This window comes from Streptomyces sp. NPDC056361 (genome assembly GCF_042262805.1).
GTDB lineage: Bacteria > Actinomycetota > Actinomycetes > Streptomycetales > Streptomycetaceae > Streptomyces.
Map to the genome: position 1 here is coordinate 1 of NZ_JBHJQI010000001.1, position 24,327 is coordinate 24,327.

Annotated in this window: 20 protein-coding genes; 9 read left to right on the forward strand and 11 right to left on the reverse strand. The window is 72.3% G+C overall.

The annotated features are described in order from the left end of the window. Window positions 1-34 precede the first annotated feature (34 nt). Window positions 35-2,344: an MMPL family transporter gene (locus ACFCY7_RS00005; RefSeq protein WP_376480143.1), complete on the reverse strand. Its 2,310-nt coding sequence runs from the start codon at window positions 2,342-2,344 to the stop codon at window positions 35-37. 163 nt (window positions 2,345-2,507) lie between these two features. Here ACFCY7_RS00005 and ACFCY7_RS00010 point away from each other — a divergent pair, with 163 nt between their 5' ends. Next, entirely contained in the window at window positions 2,508-3,173 is a 666-nt protein-coding gene (locus ACFCY7_RS00010) for a TetR/AcrR family transcriptional regulator (RefSeq protein ID WP_376480144.1), read from the forward strand. On the opposite strand, the gene ACFCY7_RS00015 is transcribed toward ACFCY7_RS00010, so the two are convergent. Further along, window positions 3,151-4,365, reverse strand: coding sequence for a cation:proton antiporter (locus ACFCY7_RS00015; RefSeq protein ID WP_376480145.1), 1,215 nt, complete (start codon window positions 4,363-4,365; stop codon window positions 3,151-3,153). The two genes, ACFCY7_RS00010 and ACFCY7_RS00015, sit on opposite strands and share 23 nt — an antisense overlap. A gap of 64 nt (window positions 4,366-4,429) precedes the next feature. Between ACFCY7_RS00015 and ACFCY7_RS00020 the strand changes: the two genes are divergently transcribed. The 3 genes from ACFCY7_RS00020 (at window position 4,430) to ACFCY7_RS00030 (ending at window position 7,925) form a co-directional block, all read left to right on the forward strand. Beyond that, window positions 4,430-5,371, forward strand: coding sequence for a PrsW family intramembrane metalloprotease (locus ACFCY7_RS00020; protein ID WP_376480146.1), 942 nt, complete (start codon window positions 4,430-4,432; stop codon window positions 5,369-5,371). Between the two features lie 51 nt (window positions 5,372-5,422). Next, entirely contained in the window at window positions 5,423-5,647 is a 225-nt protein-coding gene (locus ACFCY7_RS00025) for a heavy-metal-associated domain-containing protein (RefSeq protein WP_376480147.1), read from the forward strand. A 73-nt stretch (window positions 5,648-5,720) separates the two neighbouring features. Beyond that, on the forward strand, window positions 5,721-7,925 hold the full coding sequence (locus tag ACFCY7_RS00030) for a heavy metal translocating P-type ATPase (RefSeq protein WP_376480148.1): 2,205 nt from the start codon (window positions 5,721-5,723) through the stop codon (window positions 7,923-7,925). 410 nt (window positions 7,926-8,335) lie between these two features. Here the strand turns inward: ACFCY7_RS00030 and ACFCY7_RS00035 are convergent, their stop codons facing one another. Together ACFCY7_RS00035 and ACFCY7_RS00040 are read right to left on the reverse strand one after the other, a co-directional pair. After that, complete coding sequence (locus ACFCY7_RS00035) at window positions 8,336-9,625, reverse strand: citrate synthase (protein ID WP_026057844.1); 1,290 nt, start codon at window positions 9,623-9,625, stop codon at window positions 8,336-8,338. Window positions 9,626-9,804: 179 nt separating this feature from the next. Continuing rightward, a complete protein-coding gene (locus tag ACFCY7_RS00040; RefSeq protein ID WP_376480149.1) occupies window positions 9,805-12,030 on the reverse strand; it encodes an ATP-dependent RecD-like DNA helicase in 2,226 nt (741 codons plus the stop codon). Window positions 12,031-12,130: 100 nt separating this feature from the next. Here ACFCY7_RS00040 and ACFCY7_RS00045 point away from each other — a divergent pair, with 100 nt between their 5' ends. Next, complete coding sequence (locus tag ACFCY7_RS00045; protein ID WP_376480150.1) at window positions 12,131-12,589, forward strand: DUF937 domain-containing protein; 459 nt, start codon at window positions 12,131-12,133, stop codon at window positions 12,587-12,589. 53 nt (window positions 12,590-12,642) lie between these two features. On the opposite strand, the gene ACFCY7_RS00050 is transcribed toward ACFCY7_RS00045, so the two are convergent. From ACFCY7_RS00050 to ACFCY7_RS00060, 3 genes are read right to left on the reverse strand one after another with little or no spacing between them, the layout of a single operon-like run. Continuing rightward, window positions 12,643-13,416 (reverse strand): sugar phosphate isomerase/epimerase family protein, encoded by a 774-nt coding sequence (locus ACFCY7_RS00050; protein WP_376480280.1) that lies wholly within the window; start codon window positions 13,414-13,416, stop codon window positions 12,643-12,645. Between the two features lie 26 nt (window positions 13,417-13,442). Next, window positions 13,443-14,597 carry a dihydrodipicolinate synthase family protein gene (locus ACFCY7_RS00055; RefSeq protein WP_376480151.1) on the reverse strand — a complete coding sequence of 385 codons (1,155 nt, stop codon included), beginning with the start codon at window positions 14,595-14,597 and terminating at the stop codon, window positions 13,443-13,445. Beyond that, window positions 14,594-15,745: a Gfo/Idh/MocA family protein gene (locus ACFCY7_RS00060; protein WP_376480152.1), complete on the reverse strand. Its 1,152-nt coding sequence runs from the start codon at window positions 15,743-15,745 to the stop codon at window positions 14,594-14,596. The genes ACFCY7_RS00055 and ACFCY7_RS00060 overlap by 4 nt, the downstream gene beginning before the upstream one ends. Before the next feature lie 111 nt (window positions 15,746-15,856). On the opposite strand from ACFCY7_RS00060, the gene ACFCY7_RS00065 reads away from it, so the two are divergent. Together ACFCY7_RS00065 and ACFCY7_RS00070 are read left to right on the forward strand one after the other, a co-directional pair. Continuing rightward, window positions 15,857-16,903 (forward strand): LacI family DNA-binding transcriptional regulator, encoded by a 1,047-nt coding sequence (locus tag ACFCY7_RS00065; RefSeq protein ID WP_376480153.1) that lies wholly within the window; start codon window positions 15,857-15,859, stop codon window positions 16,901-16,903. A 41-nt stretch (window positions 16,904-16,944) separates the two neighbouring features. Then, complete coding sequence (locus tag ACFCY7_RS00070; protein WP_376480154.1) at window positions 16,945-17,508, forward strand: Uma2 family endonuclease; 564 nt, start codon at window positions 16,945-16,947, stop codon at window positions 17,506-17,508. A 20-nt stretch (window positions 17,509-17,528) separates the two neighbouring features. Here the strand turns inward: ACFCY7_RS00070 and ACFCY7_RS00075 are convergent, their stop codons facing one another. Next, window positions 17,529-18,092, reverse strand: a complete 564-nt coding sequence (locus ACFCY7_RS00075; RefSeq protein WP_376480155.1) for an AAA family ATPase — start codon at window positions 18,090-18,092, stop codon at window positions 17,529-17,531. A gap of 29 nt (window positions 18,093-18,121) precedes the next feature. Then, complete coding sequence (locus ACFCY7_RS00080; protein ID WP_376480156.1) at window positions 18,122-19,162, reverse strand: EamA family transporter; 1,041 nt, start codon at window positions 19,160-19,162, stop codon at window positions 18,122-18,124. A 101-nt stretch (window positions 19,163-19,263) separates the two neighbouring features. Between ACFCY7_RS00080 and ACFCY7_RS00085 the strand changes: the two genes are divergently transcribed. Both ACFCY7_RS00085 and ACFCY7_RS00090 read left to right on the forward strand, forming a co-directional pair. After that, the gene (locus ACFCY7_RS00085) at window positions 19,264-20,175 is read left to right on the forward strand and encodes a LysR family transcriptional regulator (protein ID WP_376480281.1); all 912 of its coding nucleotides are present in this window, start codon (window positions 19,264-19,266) and stop codon (window positions 20,173-20,175) included. A gap of 108 nt (window positions 20,176-20,283) precedes the next feature. Then, on the forward strand, window positions 20,284-22,107 hold the full coding sequence (locus tag ACFCY7_RS00090) for a glycoside hydrolase family 3 protein (RefSeq protein WP_376480157.1): 1,824 nt from the start codon (window positions 20,284-20,286) through the stop codon (window positions 22,105-22,107). 53 nt (window positions 22,108-22,160) lie between these two features. On the opposite strand, the gene ACFCY7_RS00095 is transcribed toward ACFCY7_RS00090, so the two are convergent. Both ACFCY7_RS00095 and ACFCY7_RS00100 read right to left on the reverse strand, forming a co-directional pair. Beyond that, complete coding sequence (locus tag ACFCY7_RS00095) at window positions 22,161-23,612, reverse strand: aminopeptidase (RefSeq protein ID WP_376480158.1); 1,452 nt, start codon at window positions 23,610-23,612, stop codon at window positions 22,161-22,163. Between the two features lie 99 nt (window positions 23,613-23,711). Continuing rightward, window positions 23,712-24,170, reverse strand: coding sequence for a hypothetical protein (locus ACFCY7_RS00100; RefSeq protein ID WP_376480159.1), 459 nt, complete (start codon window positions 24,168-24,170; stop codon window positions 23,712-23,714). Window positions 24,171-24,327 lie beyond the last annotated feature (157 nt).

The following is a 24,327-nucleotide window of genomic DNA, read 5'->3' on the forward strand; positions in this document are numbered from 1 at the left end:
GGGTCCGGAGTCCCCGGCCCGGCGCCGCGCCGTGTCACCGCCGCGCGGTCGCGGTCTCCTGCCGCTCCCCGGTCGCCCCGGGGTCCTCCGGCGCCGGGGCGGCCGCGGAGGCGTCCGACTCGCTGATGCCGAAGCGGTCGTGGAAGCGCCGCAGCGGTGCCGGGGCCCACCAGGTGAGGCGGCCGGTCAGCTTCATGACGGAGGGGACGAGGAGGCTGCGGACGACCATGGCGTCCATGAGGACGGCGAGGGCGACGCCGAGGCCGAGCATCTTGGTGTTGGTGACCCGGGAGGTGCCGATGGCGACCATGACGACGGCGAGGATCACGGCGGCGGCGGTGATCAGCCCGCCGGTGTGGCGCAGGCCGAAGCGGACGGAGTGCTCGTGGTCGCCGGTGGCGTCGTACTCCTCCTTGATGCGGGAGAGCAGGAACACGCCGTAGTCCATGGAGAGCCCGAAGGCCACGCAGAACATGAGGACGGGCAGGGTCGTCTCGATGTCGCCGGTGGAGGTGAAGCCGAGGAGTCCGGCGAGGTGGCCCTCCTGGAAGACCCAGACGACCGCGCCGAACATCGCGGTGAGGCTGAGCGCGTTGAGGACGACGGCCTGGACGGGGATGACGACGCTGCCGGTGAGCAGGAAGACGAGGAGCAGGGTGACGAGGACGACGATCGCCGCGGCCCAGGGCAGCCGTTCGGCGAGGGCGTCCTTGGAGTCGACGAGGACGGCGGACTGGCCGGTGACCGAGGTGTCGAAGGGGGCGGGGACGGCGCGGAGTTCGCCCACGACCCGCTGGGCCTCGGCGCCGACGGTCTCGCCCTCGGGCACGACGGTGAAGTAGGCGTGTCCGGGGCCGCCGCTGCCGGCGGTCACGGGGCCGTCGGCCCGGTCGACGCCGTCGAGGGCGGCGATCCGCTCGCGGTAGGCCGCGTACTGCGCGGGGGTGGCGGAGCCCTCGGCGAGGACGGTGATCCCGCCGCCGGGGTTGCCGGGGAAGCCGTCCCGCAGCTGGTCCTGGACGACTCGGGAGGAGGCGGTGACGGGGAGCTGGCGGTCGTCGGCGGTGCCGAACTTCACGCCGAGGAAGGGCAGTCCGAGGAGGACGAGCCCGGCGGTGGTGAGGACGGCGAAGACCGGCGCCCGGCGCATGACGAGGGCGGCGGCCCGCGCCCAGCCCGCCCCGGATCCGGCTTCGGATCCGGCGCCGTCCGGCCGGCCGCGGCGGCGGAGGAGGCGCCGCAGGTCGAGCGCGTTGACCCGGTCGCCGAGCAGCACGAGGGCCGCCGGGAGCAGGGTGAGCGCGGCGGTCGCGGCGAGGAGGACGACCGCGATGCCGGCGTACGCGAAGGAGCGCAGGAAGTACTGCGGGAAGACCAGCATCGCGGAGAGCGAGACGGCGACGGTGAGGGCGGAGAAGAGCACGGTGCGGCCCGCGGTGCGCAGGGTGGTGCGGACGGCGGTGTGCGTGTCGGCGCCGGCCGCGAGCTCCTCGCGGTAGCGGCGGACGACGAACAGCGCGTAGTCGATGGCGAGTCCGAGGCCGAGCGCGGTCGTCAGGTTCTGCGCGAAGACGGAGACGTCGGTGAACTCGGTGATGCCGCGCAGGACCGCGTTGGTGCCGAGGATGGCGACGATGCCGACGCCGAGCGGCAGCAGGGCGGCGACCGCGCTGCCGAAGACCATGACGAGCAGGACGAGGGTGAGGGGCAGGGCGATGAGCTCGGCCCGGAGCAGGTCCTCCTGGATGACGGTCTGCATCTCGTGGCGGACGGCGAGGCCGCCGCCGAGGGAGACCTCGACGGGACCGTGGGTGCCCCGGTACTCGGGGGCGATCCGGTCGAGTACGGCGGCGGCGTCCTTCTCCTCGCCGGCTATCCGGGCTCCGATGACCGCCTGGCGGCCGTCCTCGGAGCGGAGGGCGGGCGAGCCGGTGGACCAGTAGGAGCCGACGCCGTCGACGCCGGGCTCGGCGGCGAGCCGCTCGGCGAGCTTCCGCGCCTCGGCGGCGACGGCGGGGGCGTCCACGGCCGCGGTGCCGCCGGCGCCCGCCGCCTCGGCCCCCGTGTCGACGAGGAGGAGCAGGTTCGGCTGGGAGCCGGGGAACTCCCGCTCCAGCGCCTTCGTCGCGTACGTGGACTCGGCCGACGGGTCCTCCCAGCCGCCGCTGCCCATGCGGTCGGCGACCCCGCCGCCGGCCAGGACGGCGAGGGCGGTGAGGACGAGCGCCACGAGGAGGGTGAGGCGTGGCCGCGCGGTCGCGAACCGCGTCCACCCCCCGCCCTGAGACCCCGCCTGACCTGGCGTTCCGGCCCCGCCGGGCGCTGATTTCTTGACTTCGGCCATGACGCGGTGTCCCCTTCACCTGACCCCTGCGCTCGCTTCCCGGCAGGTCGCATGGGTCGCCCATTGCCATAGACTGGCAAACACGAGTGATCACTCGCATTTTCCAAGAATGCGAGCGACCTCTCGTGTTTGTCAAACGTGCCGAGGAGAGCTGGGGACAGTCATGTCCGAAGACACGCCCGAGGAACCGAAGCCGCGCCGCCGCCAGGCGCGCGGAGAGCGCCGCATCGCGCAGCTGCTCTCCGCCGCCGCGAACGTGTTCTGCGCGAACGGGTACACGGCGACCAGCACCAACGCGATCGCCCGCGAGGCGCACGTCTCGCCCGGCACGCTCTACCAGTACTTCCCGAACAAGGAGGCCATCGCGGTCGAGCTCGGCGAGCGCCTCCTGCACGACATGCGGGCAGCCCACGGCCAGGCGTTCACGCCGGAGAACCTCACCCTGCCGCTGCCCGAGCTGCTCGACGTCGTGGTCGACCCGATGATCGCGTTCAACTGCGAGAACCCGGTCTTCCTCGCCCTGATGCACGGCTCCGAGGTGCCCGGCCGGATCGCCGAGGAGCACGACGAGCTGCACGCGTCACTGCTCACCAGCGTCCAGGAGGTGATCGCCCACTACGCCCCCGCGCTGTCCGCGGGCGACCGCTCCCGCATCGCCGGCATGACGTTCGCGATCTTCAAGGGCGGCCTGGGGCTCGTGCTCGCCGCGCCCGAGGGGGCCGAGCGGGAGGCGACGATCGCCGAGCTGAAGACGGTCCTGCTGCGCTACCTGACCCCGCTGACCGACGGGACGGCCCCCGCTCCCGTCACCACGCCTCGGACCCGCTGATCGACTCGGCGGGCGGCGTCCGCTCCCCCGCCCGCGCCCGCAGCCTCAGGGCGAGCAGCGGGAAGACGAGGACGGAGAGCATGCCGGCGCCGACGAGCGCGGCCGCCTCGCCCGCCGTCATCGCCTTGTCGTCCACGCCGATCGTGGTGATGGCGACGACGAGCGGCAGCGCGGTGGAGCCGTAGAGCACGAGCCCGCCCCGGTCCTCGCGGTCGAGGTCGCGCGGCGCGAGGAACCAGATCGGTCCACCGCGCACGGCGAGGAAGAGCAGCAGGAAGACCGGCAGCAGGAGCAGGGCCCTGCCCCCGTCGAGGAGCGACGCGAGGTCGAACTCGATCCCGGTGACGACGAAGAACACCGGGACGAGGAAGCCGAAGCCGACGCCCTCGATCTTCTCCAGGATCTCCGGACCCGAGTCCGGCGCGGCCCCGGTCAGCACGAGCCGGGTGATGAGCCCGGCGGCGAAGGCGCCGAGGAGCACGTCGAGCCCGAGCGCCGTGGACGCCCCGAGCATCAGGGCGAGCAGCAGGAAGACGAACCGGACCGCGAACTGGCCGCTGCCGTGCAGGGTCTTGGCGATGACCTTCGAGAACCACGGCGGGCGGGGCCGCAGCGCCCAGAGCACGGCGCCGGCGGTGAGCGCGGCGAAGACGGCGAGGAGCGCGGTCGACTCGGCGGCGCCCCGCCCGCTGAGCAGCAGCGCCATGGCGATGATGGGGCCGAACTCGCCGACGGCCCCGAAGGCCATGACGACCGAGCCGAACCGCCCGTGGAGTTCGCCGGAGTCCCGCAGCACGGGCAGGACGGTGCCGAGCGCGGTGCTGGTGAGGGCGACGCCGATGAAGACGCCCTTGGTGTAGCCGCCGCCGAGCAGGACGCCGGTGGCGAGTCCGAGGGCGAGGGCGGCGCCCCAGGCCCACACGGAGCGCTTGAGGGTGTCGCCGCGGACCTTGCCGAACTCGATCTCGTACCCCGCGAGGAAGATCAGCATGGCGAGGCCGAGCTGCGAGAGCCCGTCGACGAGCGCGTCGGTGCGGGCCCAGCCCAGGACGTCGGGGCCGATCACGATGCCGAGCAGGATCTCGAAGATGACGAGGGGCACGGGGAGCCATCGCCCCGCTCCGTAGGCGAGCAGCGGTGCCAGCACGGCGATCGTCATGATCAGGATGAGCGTGGTCCCCGAATGCGACATATCGGGTATTTACCATAAGCTCCGGTCAGATACCCGGCCGACGGAGGGACTTGGAGGTCCAGCCGTGCACGAGTACCCGCCCCCCACCCGAACGCCCTCGCCGCCCGCCGCCCCACCGGTCCCGCAGCCGCGCCCCGGCCTCTGGAGGCGCTGCCTCTGGGGCGGCCTCGCGCTCTGGGTCCTGACGGCGGTCGTCACGTACGCCACCGAGAACACCACCCTGCTCCCCACCCTCATCCTGCTCGGCAGCTTCCTCGTCCCGGCCGTCTTCGTCCTCTGGGCGTACGAGCGGCACGGCCGCGACCTCGGGGTGCCGGTGATCCTGGGCTGCTTCGTGACCGGCGGCGTCCTCGGCGTGCTGGGCGCCTCGGTCATGGAGTACTACCTGCTCCACCCCTCCCTGTGGATGTTCCTGGGGGTCGGCCTCATCGAGGAGGCGGTGAAGCTCCTCGCCCTGATGTTCGTCGTGCGCCGCCACCCCCGGCTGCGCGGCTACCGCGCCGGACTCGTCCTCGGCGGCTCGGTCGGCTTCGGCTTCGCCGCCTTCGAGAGCGCCGGGTACGCCTTCAACGCCGCCGTCACCATGGACGGCATCGACCTGCGCTCGCTCCTGGAGACCGAGATCCTGCGCGGGGTGCTCGCCCCCTTCGGACACGGCCTGTGGACGGCCGTCGCCGGCGCGGTCCTGCTCGCCTTCCGCCGCCCCGACGGCCGCTTCCGCTTCACCGGGCCCGTCATCGGCACGTACCTCGGGGTCGCGGTCCTGCACGCGCTCTGGGACTCGATGCACGGCATCGCGCTCTGGCTGGTGCTCCGGATGACCACCACCGACCTGGACCGCTCGCTCTTCGCCCAGGGGTACATCCCGAGGCCCACCTCCCAGCAGGAGCACCTGTTCACCCTGTTCTCGGTGGGCGGGCTCGCCCTGGTGACACTGGTGGGGCTGGCATGGCTGAGATCGCTCGCGCGGCGCGAGTCGGAGCCAAGTGGAATTTATACCCCCTAGGGGTATAGTCTCGGTATCGTAAGAGCCTGAATCCCCCAGGAGGAGAGCGCCATGTCCGCAGAGACGAAGACCGAACTCACCACCGTCTACCAGGTCAAGGGCATGACCTGCGGCCACTGCGAGGGCGCGGTCTCCAGCGAGATCTCCGAGATCCCCGGCGTCTCCTCCGTCACCGCCGCCGCCAAGACCGGCGAGGTCACCGTCGTCTCCGACACGGCCCTCGACCGCGAGGCCGTCGCCGCCGCCGTGGACGAGGCCGGCTACGAACTGGTCTGACCGCCGCCGGACGAGGCAGCACCGCAGGGCCGTACCGTTACCTGGTACGGCCCTGCTCCCGTTTGGAACCGCCATGCCCACGACCACCGTCACCGAGCTGACGATCGGCGGGATGACCTGCGCCTCCTGCGCCGCCCGGATCGAGAAGAAGCTCAACCGGATGGACGGCGTCACCGCCACCGTCAACTACGCCACCGAGAAGGCGCACGTCGAGCACCCGTCGGACACCGGCGTCGACGCACTGATCGCGACCGTCGTGAAGACCGGCTACACCGCCGAGGAACCCCTCCCGCCGGTGGAGGAGCAGGACGAGCCGCAGGACCCCGAGCTCGCCTCCCTCCGGCAGCGGCTCACGGTCTCCGCACTCCTCTCCGCGCCCGTGGTGCTGCTCGCCATGGTCCCCTCGCTCCAGTTCGACGACTGGCAGTGGCTGTCGCTCACCCTCGCCTCCCCCGTCGTCGTCTGGGGCGGACTGCCCTTCCACCGGGCCGCCTGGACCAACCTGCGGCACGGCGCCGCCACCATGGACACCCTCGTCTCGATCGGTACCCTCGCCGCCTACGGCTGGTCGCTCTGGGCACTCTTCCTCGGCGACGCCGGCATGCCCGGCATGCGCCACGGCTTCGACCTCACCGCCGACCGCGCCCACGCCTCCTCCGCGATCTACCTGGAGGTCGCCGCCGGCGTCGTCACCTTCATCCTGCTCGGCCGGTACCTGGAGGCCCGCGCCAAACGGAAGGCCGGCGCGGCCCTGCGGGCCCTCATGGACCTCGGCGCCAAGGACGTGGCCGTGCTGCGCGCCGGCACCGAGACGCGGATCCCGGTCGCGGAGCTGCGGGCCGGCGACCTCTTCGTCGTACGTCCCGGGGAGAAGATCGCCACCGACGGCACCGTCACCGAGGGCGCGTCCGCCGTCGACGCCTCCCTGCTCACCGGCGAGTCGCTGCCGCTCGACGTCACCGAGGGCTCCGCGGTGACCGGCGGCTGCGTCAACGTCTCCGGCCGGCTCGTCGTCCGGGCCACCGAGGTCGGCGCCGACACCCGGCTCGCCCGGATGGCGAAGCTCGTCGAGGACGCCCAGAACGGCAAGGCCGAGGTGCAGCGGCTCGCCGACCGCATCTCCGCCGTCTTCGTGCCCGTGGTGCTCCTCGTCGCGCTCGGCACCCTCGTCACCTGGCTGCTGCTCACGGACGACCCGACCGCCTCCTTCACCGCGGCCGTCGCCGTCCTGATCATCGCCTGCCCCTGCGCCCTCGGCCTCGCCACCCCGACCGCCCTCATGGTCGGCACCGGCCGCGGCGCCCAACTCGGCATCCTCATCAAGGGCCCCGAGGTCCTCGAGTCCACCCGCAAGGTCGACACGATCGTCCTCGACAAGACCGGCACCGTCACCACCGGCCGCATGCGGCTGACCGGCGTGCACGTGCACGGCGGGCGGTACGGCACCGACTCCGCCGACGAGACGGAGCTGCTGCGGCTCGCGGGCGCCCTGGAGCACTCCTCCGAACACCCGGTCGCCCGCGCCGTCGCGGCCGCCGCCGCCGAGCGCTGCGGCACGCTCCCCACGCCGAAGACCTTCGAGAACGTGCCCGGCCTCGGCGTCCGCGGCTCGGTCGACGGCCGGCTGGTCCTCGTCGGGCGCGCCGCCCTGCTCGCGGCCGAGGGCGTCGAGGCGCCCGCGGCGACGGAGCCCGGCGCCGTCCACGTCGCCTGGGACGGGGTCGCCCGGGGCACCCTGACCGTCGCCGACACCGTCAAGGACACCAGCGCCGAGGCGGTCGCCCGGCTGCGCGGCCTCGGCCTGCGCCCGGTGCTGCTCACCGGGGACCACCGGGCGGTCGCGGAGGCCGTGGCGGCCGAGGTGGGCATCGACGAGGTGATCGCCGAGGTGCTGCCCGAGGAGAAGGCCGAGGTCGTGCGGCGGCTCCAGGCGGAGGGCCGGACCGTCGCGATGGTGGGCGACGGGGTCAACGACGCCGCCGCGCTCGCCACCGCCGACCTCGGCCTGGCGATGGGGACGGGCACGGACGCGGCCATCGAGGCGAGCGACCTGACCCTGGTCCGGGGCGACCTGCGGGTCGCGGCGGACGCCATCCGGCTCTCCCGGCGGACCCTCGCGACGATCAAGGGCAACCTCGGCTGGGCCTTCGGCTACAACCTCGCCGCGCTCCCCCTCGCGGCCGCCGGACTCCTCAACCCGATGATCGCCGGCCTCGCCATGGCCTTTTCGTCCGTGTTCGTCGTGTCCAACAGCCTTCGGCTCCGTCGCTTCACGTGATTTCACCTACACGTGACGCACAGGACCTTCACAAAGAGATCTAGATCACAGATATTGTGGGGTAACCATCTGGGCTGTTCGCGAGTCTAAGTGGGCGATGCCGAGAACGTCTTGGGGGACGTTCATGGAATGTCTTGGGGGACGTTCCAGGCAAGCGTTGGCCGGGGCACGTGCACCGGGGAGCTTTGAGCGGCCCTCCCGTACGTACCCCGGCAGACCGCATCGCGCCCGACCCGCGTAGCTTCTGCTGACACCCGCAGACGCCCGGCCCGGATCCCGTGGGGGGAATCCGCACCGGGAAAAGGGAAGCGCCCCGCCCGTCGACCCGTGGGGGGATCGACGGCGGGGCGCCTCTCGTAACTTTTCGAGGCTCGGTTCGCCTCCGGGGCGCTACCGGGCCTCGCGAGGTCCTAGCGGGCCTCGACCGGGACGAAGTCTCGGAGGACCTCGCCGGTGTAGATCTGGCGCGGACGGCCGATGCGGGAGCCGGGCTCCTTGATCATCTCGTGCCACTGGGCGATCCAGCCCGGGAGGCGGCCGAGGGCGAAGAGGACCGTGAACATCTCGGTCGGGAAGCCCATGGCGCGGTAGATGAGGCCCGTGTAGAAGTCCACGTTCGGGTAGAGGTTGCGCGAGACGAAGTACTCGTCGGAGAGCGCGTGCTCCTCCAGCTTGAGCGCGATGTCGAGCAGCTCGTCGGACTTGCCGAGGGCCGAGAGGACATCGTGCGCCGCCGCCTTGATGATCTTGGCGCGCGGGTCGAAGGACTTGTACACCCGGTGGCCGAAGCCCATCAGGCGGACGCCGTCCTCCTTGTTCTTCACCTTGCGGATGAAGGAGTCGACGTCGCCGCCGTTGGCCTTGATGCCTTCGAGCATCTCCAGGACCGACTGGTTGGCGCCGCCGTGCAGCGGGCCCCACAGCGCCGAGATGCCGGCGGAGATCGAGGCGAACATGTTCGCCTGCGAGGAGCCGACCAGGCGCACGGTGGAGGTCGAGCAGTTCTGCTCGTGGTCCGCGTGCAGGATCAGCAGCTTGTCGAGCGCGTTGACGACGACCGGGTCGAGGTCGTACTCCTGCGCCGGGACCGAGAACGTCATGCGCAGGAAGTTCTCGACGTAGCCGAGGTCGTTGCGCGGGTAGACGAACGGGTGGCCGATCGACTTCTTGTACGCGTACGCCGCGATCGTCGGCAGCTTGGCGAGCAGCCGGATCGTCGAGAGGTGGCGCTGCTCCTCGTCGAACGGGTTGTGGCTGTCCTGGTAGAAGGTCGACAGCGCGGAGACCACCGAGGACAGCATCGCCATCGGGTGGGCGTCCCGCGGGAAGCCGCGGAAGAAGTTCTTGACGTCCTCGTGGACGAGCGTGTGCTGCGTGATCTCGTTCTTGAAGGTCGCCAGCTCGTCGACCTTGGGCAGCTCGCCGTTGATCAGCAGGTACGCCACCTCAAGGAAGGTGGAGCGCTCCGCCAGCTGCTCGATGGGGTAACCGCGGTACCGCAGGATGCCCTGCTCACCGTCGAGGTAGGTGATCGCGGATTTATAGGCGGCGGTGTTGCCGTATCCGCTGTCCAGGGTGACAAGCCCGGTCTGGGCTCGGAGTTTCCCGATGTCGAAGCCCTTGTCGCCGACGGTGCTCTCGACCACCGGGTAGGTGTATTCACCGTCCGCGTACCGCAGTACTACAGAGTTGTCGCTCACGTCATCCCTCACCGACGTAGTGCCTCTTCTTCGAGGTGCCCTGACTGTCTCTACCATCCCCCATTTGGCTCAGGAGAGTGCACTCGGGGTCGCTCATTGGGCCATTCGGCGGCACTCAGTGCCGCCAACCTCCCTATCCTGCCCCCTTCGCCCCGGTTCCGGTAGCCCCCCGTGATCTTTCACACGAGGGGGTCCCCTGTGAGGCGATGGGCCAGTGCGGTAAAGCGCCTGCCCGCCGAGACCGTACGGACCGCCTGGGCGATGGCCCGCCGGGATCCGACCAGGACGACCAGCTTCCGGGCCCGGGTCACGGCCGTGTAGAGCAGGTTCCGCTGGAGCATCATCCACGCGCTCATGGTGACCGGAATCACCACCGCCGGATACTCGCTGCCCTGCGAGCGGTGGATGGTGACCGCGTACGCGTGGGCGAGTTCGTCCAACTCGTCGAATGCGTAGGGCACCTCCTCGTCCTCGTCCGTCCGCACGGTCAGCCGCTGTTCGACGGCGTCCAGCTCCGTGACGACGCCGACCGTGCCGTTGAAGACCCCGTTGGCCCCCTTCTCGTAGTTGTTCCGGATCTGGGTGACCTTGTCGCCCACCCGGAAGACCCGGCCGCCGAACCGCTTCTCCGGCAGGTCGGGGCGGGCCGGGGTGATCGCCTGCTGGAGCAGCCCGTTGAGCGAGCCCGCGCCGGCCGGGCCGCGGTGCATGGGCGCGAGGACCTGGACGTCCCGGCGCGGGTCGAGGCCGAACTTCGCCGGGATCCGGCGGGCGGCGACGTCCACGGTCACCCGGGCGGCGTCCTCGGTCTCCTCCTCGACGAAGAGGAAGAAGTCCGGCAGGCCCTGGGTGAGCGGCGGGGTCCCGGCGTTGATCCGGTGCGCGTTGGTGACCACGCCGGACTGCTGGGCCTGCCGGAAGATCCGGGTCAGCCGGACCGCCGGTACGGGGCTGCCGGGGGCGAGCAGGTCGCCGAGGACCTCGCCCGCGCCGACCGAGGGGAGCTGGTCGACGTCCCCCACGAGCAGCAGATGGGCACCCGGTGCCACAGCCTTGACCAGCTTGTTCGCCAGGAGCAGGTCGAGCATCGAGGCCTCGTCGACGACGACGAGGTCCGCGTCGAGCGGCCGGTCCCGGTCGTAGGCCGCGTCGCCGCCCGGCTTCAGCTCCAGGAGCCGGTGGACGGTCGAGGCCTCGGCGCCGGTCAGCTCGGCGAGCCGCTTGGCGGCCCGGCCGGTGGGCGCGGCGAGCACCACCTTGGCCTTCCTGGCCCGGGCCAGCTCCACGATCGAGCGGACCGTGAAGGACTTGCCGCAGCCGGGGCCGCCCGTCAGGACCGCGACCTTCCGGGTCAGCGCGAGCCGCACCGCCTCCTCCTGCTCGGGCGCGAGCGAGGCCCCCGTCCGATCGGCGAGCCAGGCCAGCGCCTTGTCCCAGGCCACGTCCCGGAAGGCCGGCATCCGGTCCTCCTCCGTGCGCAGGAGCCGCCGCAGCTGCCCCGCGAGCGACAGCTCGGCCCGGTGGAACGGCACCAGGAACACGGCGGTGACCGGCGTCCCCTCGGGACCGGGCACCACCTCCCGTACGACCCCCTCGGGGTCCTCCGCGAGCTCGGCGAGGCACTCGATGACGAGGCCCGTGTCGACCTGGAGGAGCTTCACCGCGTCGGCGATCAGCCGCTCCTCGGGCAGGAAGCAGTGCCCCTGGTCGGTCGACTGCGACAGGGCGTACTGCAGGCCGGCCTTCACCCGGTCCGGGCTGTCGTGCGGGATGCCGACGGACTGGGCGATCTTGTCGGCGGTGAGGAAGCCGATGCCCCAGACGTCGGCGGCGAGCCGGTAGGGCTGGTTCCGCACGACGGAGATCGAGGCGTCCCCGTACTTCTTGTAGATGCGCACCGCGATGGAGGTGGAGACGCCGACCCCCTGGAGGAAGACCATCACCTCCTTGATCGCCTTCTGCTCCTCCCAGGCGGCCATGATCTTCTTCGTCCGTTTCGGGCCGAGCCCCGGGACCTCGATCAGCCGCGCGGGGTCCTCTTCGAGGACGTCGAGGGTGTCGAGTCCGAAGTGCGTCGTGATGCGGTCGGCGAAGACCGGGCCGATGCCCTTGACCAGCCCCGACCCCAGGTACCGCCGGATGCCCTGGATCGTGGCGGGAAGCAGCGTCGTGTAGTTGTCGACGGTGAACTGCTTCCCGTACTGCGGATGGGAGCCCCAGCGCCCCTCCATCCGCAGCGACTCCCCCGGCTGGGCGCCGAGCAGCGCCCCGACGACCGTCAGCAGGTCCCCCGCCCCCCGGCCGGTGTCGACGCGGGCGACCGTGTACCCGCTCTCCTCGTTGGCGTAGGTGATCCGCTCCAGGACCCCCTCGACCACGGCCGGCCCCCGACCCTCGTTCGACATGCAACGACCGTAGCGAAGGGCTCGGACACCCGCGGGCGCACCGGCCGACAAGGCCCGGTTCGGGGTGCCGGGAAACGTGATGAACCGTAGCGTTTCCGGCATGACTGACTCTTCGTTCCAGGACGAGGTCCTGACCGAACTCGGCGACGACCGGCTCCGGGAGATCGCCGGGGTGCTCGGCACCGACACCGCCGGGGCCCGGCAGCTCGTGGGCAGTTCGGTCACCGAGCTCTCCGGCGAACTGCGCCTGGCCGCGGCCGAACCGAGCAGCGCGGACGAGGTCCGCGCCGCCGTCGACGAGGTGACCTCCGCCGAACCGCCCCTCCAGGGCGTCGCCGCCCTCGGCGGCCTCGCCGCGGGCGGGTTGATGGCCGGCGTGCTCGCCAGACTCGCCCGACCGGCCGCCGACGCGGTCGCCAAGCGCACCGGCCTCCCGCCGGCGACGGTCGACCGCGCGGTCGACATCCTGGTCCCGGTGGTCGTCGCAGCCCTGACCAAGCGCGCCGCCGCGAAGAAGGGCGGCGGCCTGGGCGACCTGCTGGGCGGCGGCCGGAAGTAGCACCGCAACAGGACGTACGGCACCTGGCCGGGTGACCGTTCGCCGGTTGTGGGTCAGACCGCCAGGAACGCCTCCAGGGTCTCCTCCAGGACCTCGACGCCGTCCCTCGCCCACAGGTCGTCGTTGAAGAGCTCCACCTCGACCGGGCCGGTGTAGCCGGCCTTCTCGACCAGGTCCGCCCAGGCGCGGAGGTCGATGGCGCCGGTGCCCAACTGGCCGCGGCCGTTGAGGACTCCGGCGGGGAGCGGGGTGGTCCAGTCGGCGAGTTGGAAGGAGTGGATGCGGCCGGCGGCGCCCGCGCGCTCCACGGCCGCCGGGGCGCGGTCGTCCCACCAGAGGTGGTAGGTGTCGACGGTGACGCCGACCTGCGAGGCCGGGAAGTGCTCGGCGATCTCCAGGGCCTGGTCGAGTGTGGAGACGGCGCAGCGGTCGGAGGCGTACATGGGGTGGAGGGGCTCGATGGCGAGGCGGACGCCCCGCTCCCCCGCGTAGGTGGCGAGGGCGCCGATGGCCTCGGTGATGCGGGCCCGGGCGGAGGGGAGGTCGGGGAAGGCGGGGGTGAGGCCGCCGGAGACCAGGACGAGGGTGTCGGTGCCGAGGGTCACGGCCTCGTCGACGGCGGCGCGGTTCTCCGCCTCCCAGCCGTCGGTGGTGAAGAAGCCGCCCCGGCAGAGGGTGGTGACGGTGAGGCCCGCGTCCCGGACGAGGGCGGCGGCGGCCTCGATCCCGTACTCCCGCACGGGTTCGCGCCACAGTCCGATGCCCGGGACGCCGCGCCGGACGCACTGGGCGACCAGCTCGGGGAGGGCCAGCTGCTTCACCGTCATCTGGTTGATCGAGAAGCGGTCGAGGTTCACTGGGGGACTCCGTGCACGGTGAGCAGGGACCGCATCCGGGACTCCGCGCGCGCCGGGTCGGGGAACAGGCCGAGGCCGTCGGCGAGTTCGTAGGCGCGGGCGAGGTGCGGGAGGGAACGGGCGGACTGGAGGCCGCCGACCATCGTGAAGTGGTCCTGGTGGCCGGCCAGCCAGGCGAGGAGGACCACACCCGTCTTGTAGAAGCGGGTGGGGGCCTGGAAGAGGTGCCGGGAGAGCGCGACCGTGGGGTCGAGGACCTTGCGGAAGCCGTCGGTGTCACCGGTGTCGAGGATCCGGACCGCCTCGGCCGCGAGCGGCGCGAGGGGGTCGAAGATGCCCAGCAGCGCGTGGCTGAAGCCCTGTTCGTCGCCCGCGATCAGTTCGGGGTAGTGGAAGTCGTCGCCCGTGTAGCAGCGGACGCCCTCGGGGAGGCGGCGGCGCAGGGCGACCTCGCGCCCGGCGTCGAGGAGGGAGACCTTGATGCCGTCGACCTTGTCGGGGTGGGCGGCGATCACTTCGAGGAAGGTCTCGGTGGCGGCGTCGAGGTCCGCCGAGCCCCAGTAGCCCTCCAGGGCCGGGTCGAACATCGGGCCCAGCCAGTGCAGGACCACCGGTTCGCTCGCTTGGCGGAGGAGGTGGCCGTAGACGTCGAGGTAGTCCTCCCGGTCCTCGGCCGCCGCGGCGAGCGCGCGGGAGGCCATGAGGATCGCCTGGGAGCCGGTCTCCTCGACGAGCGCGAGCTGTTCCTCGTACGCCTCGCGGACGTCCACCAGGTCGGCGGGGCCGGTGAGCTGGTCGGTGCCGACGCCGCAGGCGATGCGGCCGCCCACGCTGTGGGCCTCCGCCGCCGAGCGGCGGATCAGCTCGGCCGCCCCGGCCCAGTCGAGGCCCATGCCGCGCTGGGCGGTGTCCATGGCCTCGGCGACCCCGAGGCCGTGCGACCAGAGGTGGCGGCGGAAGGCGAGGGTGGCGTCCCAGTCGACGGCCGCGGGCGAGTCGGGGGTGGTGTCGGCGTACGGGTCGGCGACGACGTGCGCGGCGGAGAAGACCGTGCGGGAGGTCAGGGCGCCGCCCGGGGCGGGCGCGAGCGGTTCGGCGCGGGGCGTGTACTCCCTGGTCGACCCGCCGGGTGCGGGCAGGCGGAGCGTCACAGCGACACCTCCGGGACCTCCAGGCGGCGGCCCTCGGCTGCGGACCGCAGGCCCAGCTCGGCGAGCTGGACGCCGCGGGCGCCGGCGAGCAGGTCCCAGTGGTACGGCTCGTCGAGCGCGACGTGCCGCAGGAACAGCTCCCACTGGGCCTTGAAGCCGTTGTCGAACTCGGCGTTGTCGGGGACCTCCTGCCACTGGTCGCGGAAGGACTCGGTGACGGGGATGTCGGGGTTCCAGACCGGCTTGGGGGTGGCCGAGCGGTGCTGGACGCGGCAGCCGCGCAGGCCGGCGACGGCGGAGCCGTGGGTGCCGTCGACCTGGAACTCGACGAGTTCGTCGCGGTTGACGCGGACCGTCCAGGAGGAGTTGATCTGGGCGACGGCGCCGCCCTCGAGACCGAAGATGCCGTACGCGGCGTCGTCGGCGGTGGCCTCGTAGGGCTTGCCGTGCTCGTCCCAGCGGCGCGGGACGTGGGTGGCGACGTGGGCGGTGACGGAGGTGACCCGGCCGAAGAGCTCGTGGAGCACGTACTCCCAGTGCGGGAACATGTCGACGACGATGCCGCCGCCGTCCTCGGCGCGGTAGTTCCAGCTGGGGCGCTGGGCGTCCTGCCAGTCGCCCTCGAAGACCCAGTAGCCGAACTCGCCGCGCACGGACAGGATCTCGCCGAAGAAGCCTCCGTCGATGAGCCGCTTGAGCTTGAGCAGGCCGGGGAGGAAGAGCTTGTCCTGGACGACGCCGTGCTTGATGCCCTTCTCCTCGGCGAGGCGGGCGAGCTCCAGGGCGCCGGCGAGGTCGGCGGCGGTGGGCTTCTCGGTGTAGACGTGCTTGCCGGCCGCGATGGCCTTGGTGAGGGCCTCGACGCGGGCGGAGGTGACCTGGGCGTCGAAGTAGACGTCGACGGTGTCGTCGGCGAGGACAGCGTCGAGGTCGGTCGACCACTCGGTGAGGCCGTGGCGCTCGGCGAGGGCGCGCAGGGCCGGCTCGCGGCGGCCGACGAGGACGGGCTCGGGCCAGAGGGTCTCGCCGTTGCCGAGGTCGAGGCCGCCCTGTTCGCGCAGGGCGAGGATCGAGCGGACGAGGTGCTGGCGGTAGCCCATGCGTCCGGTGACGCCGTTCATGGCGATGCGGACTGTCCTGCGTGTCACGAAAGATTCCTCTCCCCGGTGCTCCGCGCCTCGATAGAAAGCGCTTTCCATCGACGATGACGCTAGCCTGCCGACATCACCGTCGACAAGGGCCCCGGAGGTACGCACACGATGACCGTCACCCTGGCGGACGTGGCAGCCCGCGCCCGGGTCTCCCCCGCGACCGTCTCCCGCGTCCTCAACGGCAACTACCCGGTCGCCGCCTCCACCCGCGAACGGGTCCTGCGCGCCGTCGACGAGCTGGACTACGTCCTCAACGGCCCCGCGAGCTCCCTCGCCGCCGCCACGTCCGACCTGGTCGGAGTGCTGGTCAACGACATCGCCGACCCCTTCTTCGGGATCATGGCGAGCGCGGCGCAGAGCTCCATCGGGGAGAGCGCGACGGGCCGGGCCGGAGGGCAGAAGCTCGCCGTCGTCTGCAACACCGGCGGCTCCCCCGAACGCGAACTCACCTACCTCACCCTGCTCCAGCGGCAGCGGGCCGCCGCCGTGATCCTCATGGGCGGCTCCCTGGAGGACCCCGGGCACCTCGCGGCGACGGCGGGCAAACTGGCCAAACTCGCCGAGGCCGACACCCGGGTCGTGCTCTGCGGCCGCCCGCCGGCGCCCGGCGACGCCCACACCGCGGCCCTCGTCTTCGACAACCGCACCGGCGCGCGGCTCCTCACCGAGCACCTGCTCGCCCTCGGCCACCGGCGCATCGGCTACGTGGCCGGGCCCGCCGACCGCACGACCACCCGGCACCGCCTCGAAGGCCACCGCGACGCCCTCGCCGCGGCGGGCGTCCCCGAGGGCCCGACCGTCCACGGCCCCTACGACCGCCGCTCCGGGTACGACGCGACCGCCGAACTCCTCGCCCGAGACCCGGCCCTGACGGCGGTCGTCGCCGCCAACGACACGGTGGCACTCGGCGTCTGCGCGGCCCTGCGGGAGCGGGGCCTGTCGATCCCGGACGACGTCTCGGTGGCGGGCTTCGACGACCTGCCCTTCTCGGTGGACGCGGTCCCGGCCCTCACGACCGTCCGCCTCCCGCTCCACGAGGCGGGCGCCCGGGCGGGCCGCCTGGCGATGGGCGCGGAGGAGCCCCCGGCGGGCGGCCCGGTGACGGTCCCGGGAGAGCTGGTGGTGCGGGGGTCGACGGCCCGGCCTCGGGGGTAGCGGACGGCTATCGTGGCGACGAGCGCCACCTGGAGGATCGCATGACGATACTGATGGACCTTTCCAGCGCGTGGGACGTCCTGGACGGCGTCAACCTGCCCAACGGCTACCGCGTCGAGATCACGGACGGAAAGATCATCATGACCCCCCGGGGCGAGCGGCAGTGGAAAGTGATCCTGCGGGCCGCCCCCCAGATCGAGCAGCAGCTCGCGGGACACGGTGAGATCCTCTCGGACGTCATGATCGACTTCCCGTCGAGTCTGTACGGATACGCCCCCGACCTGGCGATCGTCGCCCCCGGCTCCGAGCGGAACAACCGGGGCCGCTTCGAGTGGCACAGCCTTGAGGCCGTCCTGGAGATCGTCTCGCTCGGCACACGGGACAACGACTTCGAGAAGAAGCTCCGCATGTACGCGGAGTGCGCGATCCCGCTCTACGTGATCATCGACCCCTCCGAGAACGTCTGCGTCGTCCACAGCGCCCCCGCCCGGACCGGCGTCTACACGGATCAGGAGCGCATCCCCTTCGGCGAGGACCTGACCCTCCCCCTCGAAGGCCGGGAGATCGTCGTCGAGACCGGCGGGTTCCCCCGCTCCGAGGACTGAGAACTCGGGCCGAGGGCCGGTTACTTCTCCGGCTTCAGGCCCGTCGCCGCCAGGACCGCCTCGACGGTCTCCTCGACGGTCTGGTCCGCGTTGTCGATCCAGACGCCCTCGCCGGACAGTTCGGCGCGCATGGCCTCGTCCAGGAAGGCCCAGTTCGTCGTGAGCTTCTTGTGGCGGGCGTTGTTGCGCTCCCAGGCCTTGTCGGGGCCGGGGGCGAGGACCACCACGTGGAGCGGCACCGCCTTGACGTGGGCGCGGTAGAAGTCCAGGTGGGAGCGGCGTACGACCACGTCGTCGAGGACCGGCAGGAAGCCCGCCGAGGCGAAGCTGTCCGCGAGCAGGGAGCCGTTGCGGGCCCGCAGCAGGATCTGCCGGTCCGCCTCGGGGTCGCCGTCCGGGCTCGGCCAGTGGCAGCCCTGGACGATCAGCTCCTGCAGGTCGTCGACCTCGATGTGCGCGGACCGGGCGAAGCGGGCCGCGAGGGCCGCCGCGACGGTGCTCTTCCCGCTTCCCGGGATGCCGACGAGCAGGACGGCGCCGGGGGCGGGTTCGGAGCTGTCGACGGTGACGTTCTCGAAGGTCATACGGGGCGGAGCCTTTCAGTGGGGCACGGTCACACCGGCGTGACACGGTAGCCCGGCCCCCCGGGGGTGTCGATCATGTTTTCGGCGCCCGGGGCCTCCGGCTCCCCGACCCTCGCCTCCTCGGCCACCGGGCGCGTGACCGCCGGCTCCCCGACCGCCGACCGCCCGCCGCCGGCGGCCTTCCGCTGGAACGACGTCAGCGCCACTCCCCCCACCAGCAGCGCGGCCGCGCACCAGCGGAGCGGGCTCACGCCCTCCCCGAGGAACAGCGCGGCCGAGGACATGCCGAAGACGGGGACGAGGAGGGAGAAGGGGGCGACGGAGGAGGCCGGGTAGCGGCGGAGGAGGAACCCCCAGGCGCCGAAGCCGAAGACGGTGGTGATCCAGGCGACGTAGACGATGACGCCGGCGCCGGTCCAGTCCAGTCCGCGCAGGGCGGCGAGATCCCGTTCGGGGCCCTCCAGGAGGAGGGAGAGGGCGAGCAGCGGCAGGACGGGCACGGTGCTGACCCACACCATGAAGTTGAGCGCGTCGGGCGGGGCGGCCTTGCGGGTCAGGACGTTGGAGACGCCCCAGCAGGCCGCCGCCGCGATCACCAGGACGAAGCCGGTCGCGGATCCCGCCGCGCCCTCGTCGACGGCGGCGACGCCGATCCCGGCGAGGGCGACGGCCATCCCGGCGAGCTTGCGGCGGCCGGGGCGTTCGCCGAGGGCGGCGAAGGCGAAGAGGGCGGTGAAGACGGCCTGGACCTGGAGGACGAGGGAGGAGAGTCCGGCCGGGGCGCCGAGGTCCATGCCGGTGAAGAGGAGGCCGAACTTGGCGACGCCGAGGACGAGTCCGACGCCCGCGATCCTTCCCCAAGCTCTCAACTCCGTTCGAGCAGGGGAGCCCCCATCCCAGGCGACCTTCGGGCGGCCGACGAGGAACACCGCGGGCAGGGCGGCGGCGAGGAAGCGGAGTGCGGAGAAGAGCAGCGGCGGGAAGTGGTCGAGGCCGATCTCGATGACGACGAAGTTGACGCCCCAGACGGCGGCGACCAGGGCGGCGAGGGCGAGGTGTGCGGGGCGCATGCGATCGAGCATCGCCGGTCCCGACCGTGTAGCACCAGCACGGGTTCCTTCATGGTGGGATGAAGCGTTCCTTCATCGACCGGCACCGCCAGGAGAAGCCCATGCTGGATCTCGGCCGCCTTCGCGCCCTGCACGCCGTCGCCGTCCACGGCAGTGTCGGCGCCGCCGCCACCGCCCTCGGCTACACGCCGTCCGCCGTCTCGCAGCAGATCGCCAAGCTGGAGCGGGAGACCCGCACGACCCTGCTCGAACGCAGCGGGCGCGGCGTCCGCCTCACCGACGACGCCCATCATCTGGCCGCCACCGCACGGCAGTTGCTCGCCCTCGTCGAGCGGGCGGAGGTGCGGCTCGAAGAGCGGCGGGGCCTGCCGTCCGGGCGGCTCGCGATCGGCTGCTTCGCCAGCGCGGCGCGCGGGCTGATGCCCCGGGCCCTCGCGGAGCTCGGCCGGCTCCACCCCGAGCTCGACGCCCGCCTCTCGGAGGTGGATCCGCACCTGTCGGTCGACCTGGTGGCGCGCGGCGTGATCGACCTGGCCGTGGCCCACGACTGGGACATCGCTCCGCTGCCGACGCCGCCGGGGGTCGAGCGGGCGGTCATCGGCGACGACCTGTGCGACCTCCTCGTCCACCGGGACCACCCGCTGGCGGCGCGGGGGTCGGTGCGGCGGGAGGAGCTGGCGGCGGAGCGGTGGATCTCGCAGCCGCCGGGGACGGTCTGCCACGACTGGCTGACGCGGACGCTGCGGGCGACGGGGTACGAGCCGCTGATCGTCCATCAGGCGGAGGAGAACCACACGCAGGTCGCGCTGGTGGCGGCCGGCCTCGGGATCGCGCTGGTCCCCCGGCTCGGGCGGGGCGGGCTGCCGCCCGAGGTGGTGCCGGTGCGGCTCGACCCGATGCCGACGCGCCGGCTGCACGCCATGTGGCGGACCGGTGCGGCGCGGCGCCCGGCGATCCGGGAGACGGTCCGTACGCTCCAGGAGCTCTGGCCTTCGATCGCCTCCGCCGGGTGAGGAGCACGTGGACGATTCCTGCGCGGATCCTTGACCTGGCAGTTACTTTCGGGCTATCCGTGACACCTTGGAAGTTTCCTTCATCCCGCACGGCCGGAAGGAGCAGCAGTGCACCACCGCGCCCCCGCCCCCTCCCGACGCACCCTTCTCACGGTGACCGCCGCAGCCGCGGCGGCAGCCGTCACCGGGGTCACCGCACCGGTGGCCCAGGCCGGGACCGACGACCGGAGGCTCCGGCGGATCATCGACCGGATGTCCCTGGAGGAGAAGGTCGGCCAGCTCTTCGTGATGCGGGTGTACGGCCACTCCGCGACCACGCCGGACCAGGCCGACATCGACGCCAACCTGACCGAGATCGGCGTCCGGACCGCCGCCGAACTCGTCGAGCGCTACCACGTGGGCGGCGTCATCTACTTCGCCTGGGCCCACAACACCCGTGACCCGCAGCAGATCGCCGCGCTCTCCAACGGGATCCAGCAGGCCGCGCTCGCCCAGCCGACGCCGATCCCGGTGCTCATCTCCACCGACCAGGAGCACGGCATCGTCTGCCGGGTCGGGAAGCCCGCCACCCTGCTGCCCGGGGCGATGGCCCTCGGCGCCGGCGGTTCGCACGCGGACGCCCGCAAGGCCGCGCAGATCGCGGGCGAGGAACTCGCGGCCGTCGGCATCCGGCAGAACTACGCCCCGGTCGCCGACGTGAACGTCAACCCCGCCAACCCGGTCATCGGCGTCCGCTCGTTCGGCTCCGACCCGCAGGCGGTCGCCGGCCTCGTCGCCGCGCAGGTGAAGGGATACCAGCGGGCCGGGATCGCGGCCACCTCCAAGCACTTCCCCGGACACGGCGACACCGCCGTCGACAGCCACTACGGCCTGCCGACCATCACCCACACCCGGGAGCAGTGGGCCGAGCTCGACGCGCCGCCCTTCCGGTCCGCCATCGCCGCCGGGATCGACTCGATCATGACCGCGCACATCGTCGTCCCCGCGCTCGACCCCAGCGAGGACCCCGCGACGCTGTCCCGGCCCATCCTCACCGGCATCCTGCGCGAACAGCTCGGCTACGACGGCGTGGTGGTCACGGACGCGCTCGGCATGGAGGGCGTGCGCACCAAGTACGGGGACGCGCGCGTCCCGGTCCTCGCCCTCAAGGCCGGCGTCGACCAGCTGCTCAACCCGCCCAAGCTCGACGTCGCCTGGAACGCGGTCCTGGCGGCGGTCCGGGACGGCGAGCTGACGGAGGCCCGGCTCGACGAATCGATCCTGCGCATCCTGCGGCTCAAGGCGAAGCTCGGCCTGTTCCGGAAGGCGTACGTGACCCGGGCCGGCGTCGACCGCGTCGTCGGCACCGCCGCCCACCGCGCCGGGGCCGACCGGATCGCCGAGGCCACGACGACCCTGCTCCTCAACGAGGACGACTTCCTCCCCCTGAGCCCCGCCACCCACGGCTCCGTCCTCGTCGTCGGCGCCGACCCCGCCTCGCCGTCCGGCACGACGGGCCCGCCGACCACGACCCTCGCCACCGCCCTGAACGAACTGGGCTTCACCGCGACCGCGCTCTCCACCGGGATCACCCCCACGGCCGCGAAGATCGACGAAGCGGTCGCCGCGGCGGCCGGCAAGTCCGCGATCCTCGTCGGCACGTACAACGTCTCCGCGACGAGTCCCCAGCGCACCCTCGTCGCCCGGCTCGTCGCCACCGGGATCCCCGTCGTCACGGTCGCCATCCGCAACCCCTACGACATCGCCCGGATCTCCGGGCAGCGGGCCACCCTCGCCAGCTACTCCTGGACCGACGTCGAACTCCGCGCCGCGGTCCGCGTCCTCGCCGGCCGCGCCCGCCCGCTCGGCCGCCTCCCCGTCCCCGTCCAGCACGCCGACGACCCCTCCCGGGTCCTCTACCCGGTGGGCCACGGCCTGTCGTACGCGCGGTAGACGCGAAAGCGGGGTGCGTCCGCCGGGACGCACCCCGCTGTCACGCTCAGGCGCTACGGGCGCAGCCCGTGCTCCCGGGTGGTGTCCTCGTCGACGACCGCGTCGAGGCGGGAGTCGAAGCGGGCGAGGGGCTGGGCGGCCTGGACGGCGGGGGCGGGGACGCCGGCCCAGGCGAGGATGCGGGCGGTGGCGTTCTCGCGCTCGGCGTCGACGAGCCCGGCCACGTTGGCGCCGTGGTTGGCGCCCGGGGCCGTGTAGACGAAGCTGTCGCGCGCGCCCTTGCCGAGACGGAACTTCTCGGAGCCCCACGGGTCGTTGCCGCCGTAGACGAAGAGCATGTGGTTCGCGTTCTTGCGGACCCAGTCGTCGACGTCGCGCATGACCTGCGGCTTGAACTTCATGGGGATCTCGCGCGGCACGAAGCTGCCGGCCGGCTGGTAGCCGTAGCGGCTCAGGCCGGCGAGGTGCGGCTGCTTGATGGAGGGCGAGCCGAGCTCGGTCGCCGCCTGGTAGTAGTACGGCGTGTAGTACTCCAGGCCCTGGTCGGTGTAGGCGGACCAGCCGGAGTAGGCGTCGATCGTCTCGTAGACGGTGTCGTCGCTCGCGGTCGCCGCGTCCGGGATCTGGTCGCAGACGTCCTGGCCGTAGTACTGCCAGAAGCCCCAGACGAAGTCGAGGACGACGGCCTCGTAGGCCTTGTCGAGCGAGCCGAGGGTGTTGAAGGTGGCGCCCTCGGACTCGGCCCAGGCCTGGAACTTCTTCTCCAGCGGCTCGCGGCGGACGAGGGCCTCGCGCTGCATGTTGTTCAGGCGGTCGCGGCAGTCCTTCGTACCGACGGTCTCGAAGAACCGGTCGTACGCCGAGTCCTCCTTCTCCACCACGTCGTTCGGGGCGACGTACGCGACGACGCCGTCCATGTCGCGCGGGAAGAAGCGCTCGTAGTACGTGGCGGTCATGCCGCCCTTGGAGCCGCCGGTGGACAGCCAGTTCTTGCCGTAGATCTTCTTCAGCGCCGTGTAGATCCGGTGCTGGTCGCTGGCCGCCTGCCAGATGTCGAGCTTGGACCAGTCGGCGGGCTGCGGACGGGACGGCGTGAAGAAGCGGTACTCCATGGAGACCTGGTTGCCGTCGATGATCCGGGTCGGCTCGGTCCGGCTCGGCGTGGTGCTCAGGCCGTATCCGCTGGTGCGGAAGACGGTGGGGCGACTCGTGTCCTTGTGGAGGAGCGAGAGGCGCTGCTTGAACGTGCCCGCCCACGGGCGGTGGTGGTCGATCGGCTGGACGTACTCCAGGACGAAGTAGCGGTAGCCGGCGTACGGCTTCTCCTCGATCAGGCTCATCCCGGGGATCGCCAGGATGCGGTCCTTGATGTCCGTACTCGTGCTCTGCGAGTCGACGACGGTCGCGCTGCCGGTCTCCGCGTCCACGGCGGTAGCCGTTCCGGTCGACCCGACGGTGCCTATGAGCACCGAAAGCGACAGCGCCCATCTCAGCGACTTGCGCATTCACCCTCCCCTTGGTTCACAACGGTGTCGCGAACCTAGCGGGGGCAACGTGTGGACCGCCAGACCCAGTTGGTCCTTACTCTTGGACTTTCCTTCACATCAGCACAGGATCCAGCCCGTGGCCGTGCCCCTCCCGGCCACCGAACCGTTCACCCGCACGCAGCGGTTGAGGGCGTGGACGGTGACGGGACCGGCCTGCCGGTCGAACCGCCCGGCCTTGACGGCGGGCCGCCCGCCGCGCGGCTGGAGGGAGACGGACATCGGGCGGCGCGGGCCGGGCCGCTTGGCCACGGTGACGGCGCAGACGTAGTTCCGGGTCCGGTACACCCGCACCTCGCCCGTGGAGAAGGCGTACGTCCTGGTCGGCCGGCCGTGGCAGACGGAGGCGGCGTCGGCGGTCCCGCCGCCGGGCCCCGGGCCGGGCAGCACGAGCAGCGCGAGGGCGGCGAGGAGCGGGCCGAGCACGCGGGCGAGCGCCCGGGCGGGCCCGCCCGCCGGTCGCCGCCCGCCGCCGCGCCGGCCGGCGCGGTGGTCCGTGGCCGTCGGGTCCGAGGTCATGCGCTCCCCTCCCGGGTGAATCGCCGTACGGGCATACGGCCGTACGACGCACCCCACCCCGGAATGGTTGCCTCCGGCTATCCGGGGCGACGCCGGAAGGCCGGAAAGCGCGCCCGGCCCGGCGTGCGCCGGGAAGCGGTCGGGCAGCCCCCGGAGA